The organism is Caballeronia sp. GAWG1-1, from assembly GCF_023631465.1.
Taxonomy (GTDB): Bacteria; Pseudomonadota; Gammaproteobacteria; order Burkholderiales; family Burkholderiaceae; genus Caballeronia.
Map to the genome: position 1 here is coordinate 1 of NZ_JALQDB010000061.1, position 8,226 is coordinate 8,226.

The 8,226-nt window shown below is 56.6% G+C and carries 8 protein-coding genes; 4 read left to right on the forward strand and 4 right to left on the reverse strand.

Going from position 1 to position 8,226, the window contains the following annotated elements; genetic code table 11:
• Positions 1–269: 269 nt before the first annotated feature.
• Positions 270–902, reverse strand: coding sequence for a hypothetical protein (locus NCT03_RS32325; protein WP_250495386.1), 633 nt, complete (start codon positions 900–902; stop codon positions 270–272).
• A 210-nt stretch (positions 903–1,112) separates the two neighbouring features.
• Here NCT03_RS32325 and NCT03_RS32330 point away from each other — a divergent pair, with 210 nt between their 5' ends.
• A complete protein-coding gene (locus tag NCT03_RS32330) occupies positions 1,113–1,421 on the forward strand; it encodes a TraR/DksA family transcriptional regulator (RefSeq protein ID WP_250495391.1) in 309 nt (102 codons plus the stop codon).
• Positions 1,422–1,890: 469 nt separating this feature from the next.
• Here NCT03_RS32330 and NCT03_RS32335 read toward each other — a convergent pair whose 3' ends face one another.
• The 3 genes from NCT03_RS32335 to NCT03_RS32340 form a co-directional block, all read right to left on the reverse strand.
• Positions 1,891–2,364, reverse strand: coding sequence for a prolipoprotein diacylglyceryl transferase (locus tag NCT03_RS32335; protein ID WP_250495387.1), 474 nt, complete (start codon positions 2,362–2,364; stop codon positions 1,891–1,893).
• Between the two features lie 508 nt (positions 2,365–2,872).
• Positions 2,873–3,061 (reverse strand): PAS domain-containing protein, encoded by a 189-nt coding sequence (locus tag NCT03_RS34285; RefSeq protein WP_350030203.1) that lies wholly within the window; start codon positions 3,059–3,061, stop codon positions 2,873–2,875.
• A gap of 151 nt (positions 3,062–3,212) precedes the next feature.
• Positions 3,213–3,710, reverse strand: a complete 498-nt coding sequence (locus NCT03_RS32340) for a response regulator (RefSeq protein WP_250495388.1) — start codon at positions 3,708–3,710, stop codon at positions 3,213–3,215.
• A gap of 140 nt (positions 3,711–3,850) precedes the next feature.
• On the opposite strand from NCT03_RS32340, the gene NCT03_RS32345 reads away from it, so the two are divergent.
• From NCT03_RS32345 to NCT03_RS32355, 3 genes are all read left to right on the forward strand, one after another.
• Positions 3,851–6,211 (forward strand): hybrid sensor histidine kinase/response regulator, encoded by a 2,361-nt coding sequence (locus NCT03_RS32345; RefSeq protein WP_250495389.1) that lies wholly within the window; start codon positions 3,851–3,853, stop codon positions 6,209–6,211.
• A gap of 523 nt (positions 6,212–6,734) precedes the next feature.
• The gene (locus NCT03_RS32350) at positions 6,735–7,685 is read left to right on the forward strand and encodes a CHASE3 domain-containing protein (protein ID WP_250495390.1); all 951 of its coding nucleotides are present in this window, start codon (positions 6,735–6,737) and stop codon (positions 7,683–7,685) included.
• Positions 7,598–8,152 (forward strand): sensor histidine kinase, encoded by a 555-nt coding sequence (locus tag NCT03_RS32355; RefSeq protein WP_250495392.1) that lies wholly within the window; start codon positions 7,598–7,600, stop codon positions 8,150–8,152. Before NCT03_RS32350 ends, NCT03_RS32355 begins: the two co-directional genes overlap by 88 nt.
• Positions 8,153–8,226 lie beyond the last annotated feature (74 nt).

Below are 8,226 nucleotides of genomic sequence, written 5' to 3' on the forward strand. Positions count from 1 at the left end.
TCGTAGTAAAGCCGCGCGATGGTGGCCGCCGGCACGCGCTGCACGAACGCGCGCAGCGCCGTGAAGTCGGTGCGGGTATACGTACGCGGTGTGGGGAGCGTCAATTGTTGGGGTTGATTGACCATCGATATGTAACGCATGCTCCCGCAGATGCTCATTTTATCCATAAACGACGGCGCTTTAGCTTCCAGGCCGCCATCCAGACATTGCAACCTGGCAGTGGCGTCCCCAGTCCTCTCATTGGTCCGAAAAGCCACCTCAGCCCCGTGCTAACGGGCGCTTGGCGAGGCGTAAATGGAGCTACCTCCCATTGGCTCTTTTTCGTCCGTATTGTGCTGTACTTTAGTCGTTGTCACCCGGCCACAAGAGATCTCTTCCGATTTGCCGCGAGAACCGGCCTTTCTAACGGCGTCTTGTCCCTTTACCCCCGCGCTCGCCTGCAATAAATGCTGCATAAGCGCGCCTTTGCCCGGCTTTGCCTCTAACCACTCATTTGCCTCGACGAGTGCTACCATCCTCACCTGTCGCAATTGACGGTGATGTTCATCGAGCACAGGCGCGAGGGAAGCGATCAAATTTTCGTCGAATCTCCAAGTGCCGGTCTCACAGCCTAGTTCGATAACCCGCGCTAGACCGGCCTTGGAGTTCGACATCGCGTGCTCATCGACCACCCCATATCCCAGCATGACAAGACGGTGCACCGCCATCGCGGCATGCGCGAGCGCTAAGGCAACCTCGGAACCCGCATCACCTGCGCGCGCCCGTTCCAGCGCGGTCCAAGATCGCAACGAAATCCGGTTGGCTGCTGCCGTATCGAGCGGCAGAAACAAAGCTTTCTTATGGTGGGCGCGCTTCGCCAAGCCCATTGAGGTTTTGGTCTTACGAACTTTTGCCATTTGCATGCTTTCACGGGAGAAGGTCTGGGCTTTTACATATAGGCCGACGGGTGCAGGCGTGTAGTGCCATGACACGTGTATTGTGGTTGAGTTGCGATCTCGCGCACAGCCGCATATTGGTTATGTTAAGCCGGATATTGCCAAAGCTATCTCCAGTCCTTAAGGTACGGAGGTCTGATGTGCGCGAACCCATCCGTATGGAGGCGAAAAGTGACAATGCAGAACCGTGAATTGACGACTGAATTTATGACGGAGCAGCGAGAACGCCTGTTACGAATGCGGAAAGATTTTGCTAACCATGACGATGTTGCTTCCGTAACGAATCCAGCAGGCTCGAATCCGGGCATGCTCAATTTCAACCGGCTCCGTATTGGCGACATCGACAGAGCATTGCAGAAGATCGACGATGGAACATACGGACTGTCTGACGAGAGCGGCGAGCCAATACCGCAGGCGCGGCTCGAAGTGTTTCCTGACGCGCTCTACACTGAACGCGAGCAGGAAGAGAGAGAAGTCGGTAAGTAAGGTCTTCGCGCAAGCCTGATTGAGCTTCGAGTGCTGCAAAAACGTGGACAGAGTACCAACGCGCCTATTACGCAAAGCGTTGTTGTGCCCGGAGTTACTTTGCTAACGGTCTTAGCTCAACACGAAGGCGCCTCTATCGATGTGTCAGGTTCCTGTTTTGCATATGAGCAAATATTTGGCTCAATAACCCGTGAGACTGAATAAGTCGTGCGGCAGAAGGATGCGCAAGGCTTTTTGCCTTACAGAGCAATCCTTTCGCCGCTTTACACCTGTTTCCGTCTGCGTAAAGCAGTTGAACGGCGCGTATTGACAAACGAGCCTCTGTTTGGAATCGCGTACGACGTAATGTGCCGCGACAATGGCGAAACTCATTTCGCTCATGCCCTTGTCGCTCGCTTTCACGATGACGTACGCGATTCGATCCCGCGCGCCGCCTGCTCCGGGCAATAAGCGCGGCGCGCGTAACTCCTTACTTCTTAGCAGCGTCTACCTTAGCATCGGCAGCCGCTTTATTGGCATCGCCCTGCGCCTCAACCTTCTCTTTGTCGGCCTTTGCTTGCGCTACGCTCGCGCCCTTCGATGCGTCGCGCTTCTTTTTATCGGCCTTCGTTTGTGCGGAATGCTTCTTTTCGTTCGCCTTGGTCTGCGCCTTTGCTGCGTCTGCGCGAGCGTCAGACGCTTTTTCTGGCGTCGTCGCCTGCGCCACCTTTGCGGCCTCCTTGTTCGCATCTGCTTGCGCTGAAGCTTTGTCTTCGTTAGCAGAAGCTTGCGCCTTTGCAGCATCTTGTTGCGCGTCAGCCTTCTTCTTATTGGCAGTCGCCTGGGCGTCGGCCTTTTCGTTGTTCGCCTTCACTTGTGCCTTTTGCGCATCAGTGGCGCCGGTCTGCGCAAAAACCGTAGTAACAAGCATAGCGGACGCGAGAGCAGCAACGATCTTTTTCATGATTTCTTCAGCCCTTCCAGTTTTATTAAACGCGGGACGAAGTGCCCCGTGTTACAACCTAAACGGCCCCACCTTAAAATCCGTTGACTATGATTAGTGACAAAAGGTAACAGCCAGTGACGAGGTTTAACGCCGCCTATCTAGCGTGAGCGGCTTATACAGGATTCGGGCCTCGATACTTTCTGTAGGTTATCGATCTGCCACGCGTAACCCGCATAGTTAGTAAAACAGGAGATATTTATTTAAATTCACCGGCGAAATGCGGAGATCCCTTCTTCGTTTCGCTGATCCGCAGAGCGCATTAAAGACACATACCGCCGTTTCTAAGTTACGGACTTTCTCCAAGTCAGTGGTGACCAATCCCAGCGGGCTAAGGCGAGAGGTCGGAAGCGTCATGAGTTGCGCCTCAAGCCGCACCGGTCGATCGCCAAATGTCCCCTTGAGTTCGCCAACCAACCCGCCAGGTAGACTGCCGCGTCGGTCGCCTGCTCGCCGTTATCCTCCTTCATCAGTAGGTCGTTCGAGTCGAGTTGCGCTCCTGCTCATCGACTAATTGCGCCAAGCGCTGCTCGTTGGCACGCCGCTCCGAAATATCTCGCGCCACAGTGACGACGTGCTCTACCCGGTTGTTTGCGCCCAACAGCGGGGACACCGACACATCCCACCATTGGTCTGCGCCAGCGCTGAGTTTGGGCATCTGTCTTCTACCGGCCGATTAATCCGTTGAAGACGCCCGTCAAGACCAAAGACGAACACACTGTCGACGCTCGCTTCGAGCACACTCCCGGATAATCGAGCCGCGTCGGCGTCGCCCGCTTCGGCGGCCGAACGCTCGACCGCCAGCGCGATTATGTTCGCGATCCCTTCCAAAAACAGGATATCTGTCTCTGGAAAATCGGCTGACTCGGGGCTATCCGCCTCGAGTACGCCGAACGCGATGGGAACGCCTCGAATCGGTACATGGCCGAACCGTCAATGCAGCGGTCCACGCGCAATGGCGCGCTCGCAAGTACCCGTTTTATTGCGTTAAGCATTCCGGTCACAGGAAAAGGTTTTTGCAGGATTTCTGCGAGGGGAAGCGGCGCGACGGGCGGCAATGCGCTCTTTGCGATCACAGGAATAGCGCAAAAGGCGGGCGATGACTTCAGTCGATGCAGCAATTCTTCGCCCCCCATCACCGGCATCATCCAGTCGGACAAAACGGCATCGGGTCGCCAGTCATTTGCCAGTTGCATGGCTTGGAGCCCGTTCTTTGCTGAGCGGACGTCGTAACCCGCATCGGTCAAAATCACCTCTAGCACCTCGACGATACCTGGCTCGTCGTCAACCAATAGAACCCGTTGCATAGTTCAACGCCCGCGCGCCTCTATTTTGCTTCCGTCAACCCTTAGCACATTGCGTACCAGTCGACCCCAACGAAGAATCGGTAAAATGCGATCAATAAGGCTTCTGCCGCCATCGTTCGACCAAAACTTGCAATACGATTATGCGTAATTCCGCCTTAATACAGGGACAGTTCGAACAGGACTGGGCCACCACTTGGGTCAATACCACGTCGGCTGTGGCGGTGTTTGCCCTTACCTCTGCTGGCGTCGTCGGCACGTGGAACCCCGGGGGCATGTCGATTTACGGCTATGAGGCTGACGACATCATCGGTCAGCACTCGTCGATTTTCTTCCCCGACGATATCGAAGAAGCCGGGTCGTTAGAGACCGAGCTCTGTGAAGCACGTGCGAGGGGTAGTTTCGAGGCTGAGGGCTGGCGCAAGCGAAAGAATGGCAGTGTTTTCTGGGCAAACGTCATCACCACGGCGCTCTTTGACGAAAGTAAGTCGTTGACGGGGTTTGTGAAGGTCGTACGGGATGAGAGCGAAAAACGTAGGGCGCATGATGCGGTAATTGAGAGCGAGCGACGCTTCCGCCTACTCGTCGAGGGCGTCACCGATTATTCAATTTTCATGCTCTCGCCTCAGGGACATGTAACCAACTGGAACAGTGGCGCTCGTCGGATTAAGGGTTATACGGCTGCCGAAATTATCGGCTCGCATTTCTCCCGCTTTTACACACCGGAGGATGCGATCTTAGGGTTGCCGCAACGCGCGCTGGATACTGCTGCCCGGGAAGGCCGTTTCGAATCGGAGGGGTGGCGGGTGCGTCGCGATGGTACGCGATTTTGGGCCCACGTCGTCGTCGACGCCATTCGCGAAGAGACTGGGGCGCTTGCCGGTTTTGCAAAAATTACACGCGATGTCACGGAAAAGCGGGAGGCCGATCAGCTGCTTGAGCAGACCCGCGCGGCGCTCTTTCAATCGCAGAAAATGGAAGCGATCGGCAAACTCACGGGCGGCGTCGCGCACGACTTCAACAACGTGCTTCAGGTCTTGAGAGGCAACCTCGAATTGCTGCAAAGCCGACGTCTGAGCGACAACTGGTCGATGGAACGTCTTGCCAACGCAATCGATGCAGTCGAGCGAGGCGCAAAGCTCGCCTCGCAGTTGCTGGCGTTTGGACGTCGTCAGGCGCTACGGCCGGTGCCGGTCAACCTAGCGGCCATGGTTCGCGGCATGGACGATCTGCTGCGTCGCGCGCTGGGCGAGACCATTGAGGTGGAAACGGTCGTCGCAGGGGGGCTCTGGACTGCATTTGTCGACTCACACCAGCTTGAGAACGTGCTACTGAATTTGGCCATCAATGCACGCGATGCGATGCCTGATGGCGGCAAACTCACGCTTGAATTGTCTAACGCAATGTTAGATGACCGGTATGTGCGTTCGCTGTCCTTATCGGACGTGCCAGCGGGGCAATACGTGATGCTCGGGGTTACCGATTCGGGGACCGGTATGGCTCAGGACGTGATCGAGCGCGCGTTCGATCCATTCTTTACAACCAAACCTGAAGGCGAAGGCACGGGATTGGGCCTGAGCATGGCTTACGGCTTTGTCAAGCAAAGCGGCGGTCACATTCGCATTTACAGCGAGGTCGGACACGGCACGACGATACGCGTCTACCTGCCGAGATCGACTGTCGCCGCACTCGAACCCGTCACGCGGCGAACCGCTACACCGGTCGGCGGCAACGAAACGGTGCTGGTCGTAGAGGACGACAAAAAAGTTCAGGAAACAGTTATCGAGATGTTGAGCCAACTCGGCTACAGCGTGCTCAAGGCGGACAATGCGGACCAGGCGCTGGCCGTGTTGAGCAGCGGCGTGCATGTCGATCTCCTTTTCACAGACGTCGTCATGCCAGGCACGCTCAAAAGTCCGGAAATGGCGCGGCGCGCCATACAGTTGCAGCCGAATCTGCAGGTTTTATTCACTTCCGGCTACACTCAGAACGCTATCGTGCATGGGGGGCGTCTGGACCCGGGTGTCGAGCTATTGAGTAAGCCATATAGCCGCGACGATATAGCGGTTAAGCTACGCCAGATGCTGGACCCCGCTCAAGCAGCACCGCCTTGTAAGAGCGAAGAGGAACAGGCGCAGAGTTCTCGAGGCCAAGTAACCACTAAGCGCATTCTCGTTGTGGACGATGACGGTGCGACTCGCGAGGCGGTCACTGAGCTTCTGGAAATGCTCGGTCACCGCTGCGAAGCCATCAGTTCGCCCAGGCAAGCACTAGAGGTGGTGATCCGCCGAAACTTCGATATCCTGATAACTGACGTCAACCTTCCCGGCATGTCAGGCATCGACTTGGCCCGCAGCATCTTGGCGCGTTGCCCCAAAATGCACGTCATCTTCTCGTCCGGTCACATGGTCTTGCCGGAACAGGCCTCTGATTTCCCATGGCGCGAGTTGCCCAAGCCGTACACTCTCGATCAACTTGAAAATGCATTGCGGCTCGTACCTTGACCCCATGACGTAGGCTCGTGCATGAAGTGGGTCCCTTTAAGCCGAATGATCAGCCATCGTTCGCCGAACCTCGCCGGCGACGCTCGAGGAACTCGGCAGTCAACCGCCCGCTGCATCTGATCACGAGATCGGTCGGTCGCCGTGTTCAGAGCAGACAGTCTTTGACAACGAATAACTTTCAGTACAGTCTTGCGAAACCTTAGCGTAGCCCACAAAGCACCGGAACTATCAAGCAGCGGAGCGATGCCTCCGCTGGTCCAGAAATGGTCAATATTCCGCCGCACGAGTAAGCGCTCATCCACCGCGCGGCCGTCCTCTCTAGCGCTGCACATCTCCTGTTCCGGAACTCCCCCTTTACGGCCCCCCTGCCCAACCACAAGGCGTGGAACGGAGCTTGCGCTGGTCGGACAATACGTAACTCAGCGATCGCAAGCAGAGGCCGGGCTTACCAAAACACGGTTATAGGGGCCTCCATTCCGTTGAGGCCCTGTGCACAGCGAACCAGGTTGCAGGAGCCTCAGGCGTGAATTCACCTTTAGATCTGACATCCTCGCGCCGTCGACCGCAGATGCTCGACCGATCTGACGCGCAAGGACCCGTCCATAAACAATTGGACTCGATATCCTCCTCCCTTGCGTCCGTGGTTTCATGGCGCTATGTCGCAATTGTGGTCGGCGTCCTTTTGCTGATCTCCTCATCAGTCGGCGCATTCGGTACGATTTGGCTTTACCAGAGCGAGCGCCGCGTTTCTGACGCGCGCGAATTGAAAACACGACTTGAACAACTCTTGACCATGGCGGTGGACGCGGAGACGGGGCAGCGCGGCTACGTCATCACCGGCGAGAAGTCTTATCTGAACCCTTATTTCGAGTCGACGTCCAGGATGGATGCGCAGTTTGCGGCAGTCGGCGCGCTGTTAGATGACGGTATGGCGCAACGTACTCGTTTAGCTAAGCTTGCTAATCTACTCGCCCAAAAGCGCGTCGAACTCGCTGCCGTGATCGACGCTCGCCAGCTCAATGGCCCCGAGCAAGCTGCGCAAATGGTGGCGAGCGGCAAAGGCAGAGCCTTGATGGAACAAGCCCGAGCGGTCGTATCGGAGATGGAAGATGCGTCGAACAGGCGCATCAATGTCCGCTCGCTACGCGCTCGGGAGGTGCGAGACTTGGCAATTCTCGCAGGAATCCTCACATTTCTGCTTACTACCGTCGGTTTGGCGGGCGTGTTTCGGGCCACCGGAAGGATTGTGAAGGCACGGCTCGATGCCGCGCGTGAGGTCGCCGAAAACTCCGCCTTGTTGCATACCGTGGTTATCAACGTGGCTGATGCACTGATCGTCGTCGATGAGCACGCGTGTGTCGAGATGCAAACCCGGCTGCCGAAGAACTGTGTTGTACGCAGAACAGCGAGGCCCGAGGTCAGAAGCTCGCTACGATCCTTTTACTCAGAACGCGCGATGGCGACGCCTTGGTGAGCGCGGCCAATACAGCGATCATTCGCAACTCACGTGTAGACGAAACTGCAATACTCATCACGCAGGATGGCAAGCGATGCATTGAACAAACAGCCACGCCGATCACCGACGAATCTGGTAGATGCGTAGGCGCGGTCGTGATCGCCCGCGACGTCACGGTCGCAGTCAAAGCGGAGCGCCGGCTCGCCGAAAGCGATCGACGCAAAACAGAATTTATTTCAGTGCTCTCCCACGAGTTACGAAATCCTCTCGCCGCGGTGCGAAGCGCCATACAGGCTCTATCAAAGCCGCTAAATGTTGATGAGCACAGCCACCTCGTCAAGATGGCCGATCGCCAAATGGGCAACATGGTCCGACTAATTGACGATCTTCTGGACGTCGGGCGGTTGGAGCGCGGAGCACTTCAACTCCGACTTACGAACGGACGCTTCAGGGACGTGATCGAAGAGGCGCTGGAGGCTGTATGAAGCGCACCGGGTTTTCCGGAGACCTTTACTCCTGAGAGAATAGAGTCATGGAAAACCTCGACAAAGCAAAACGG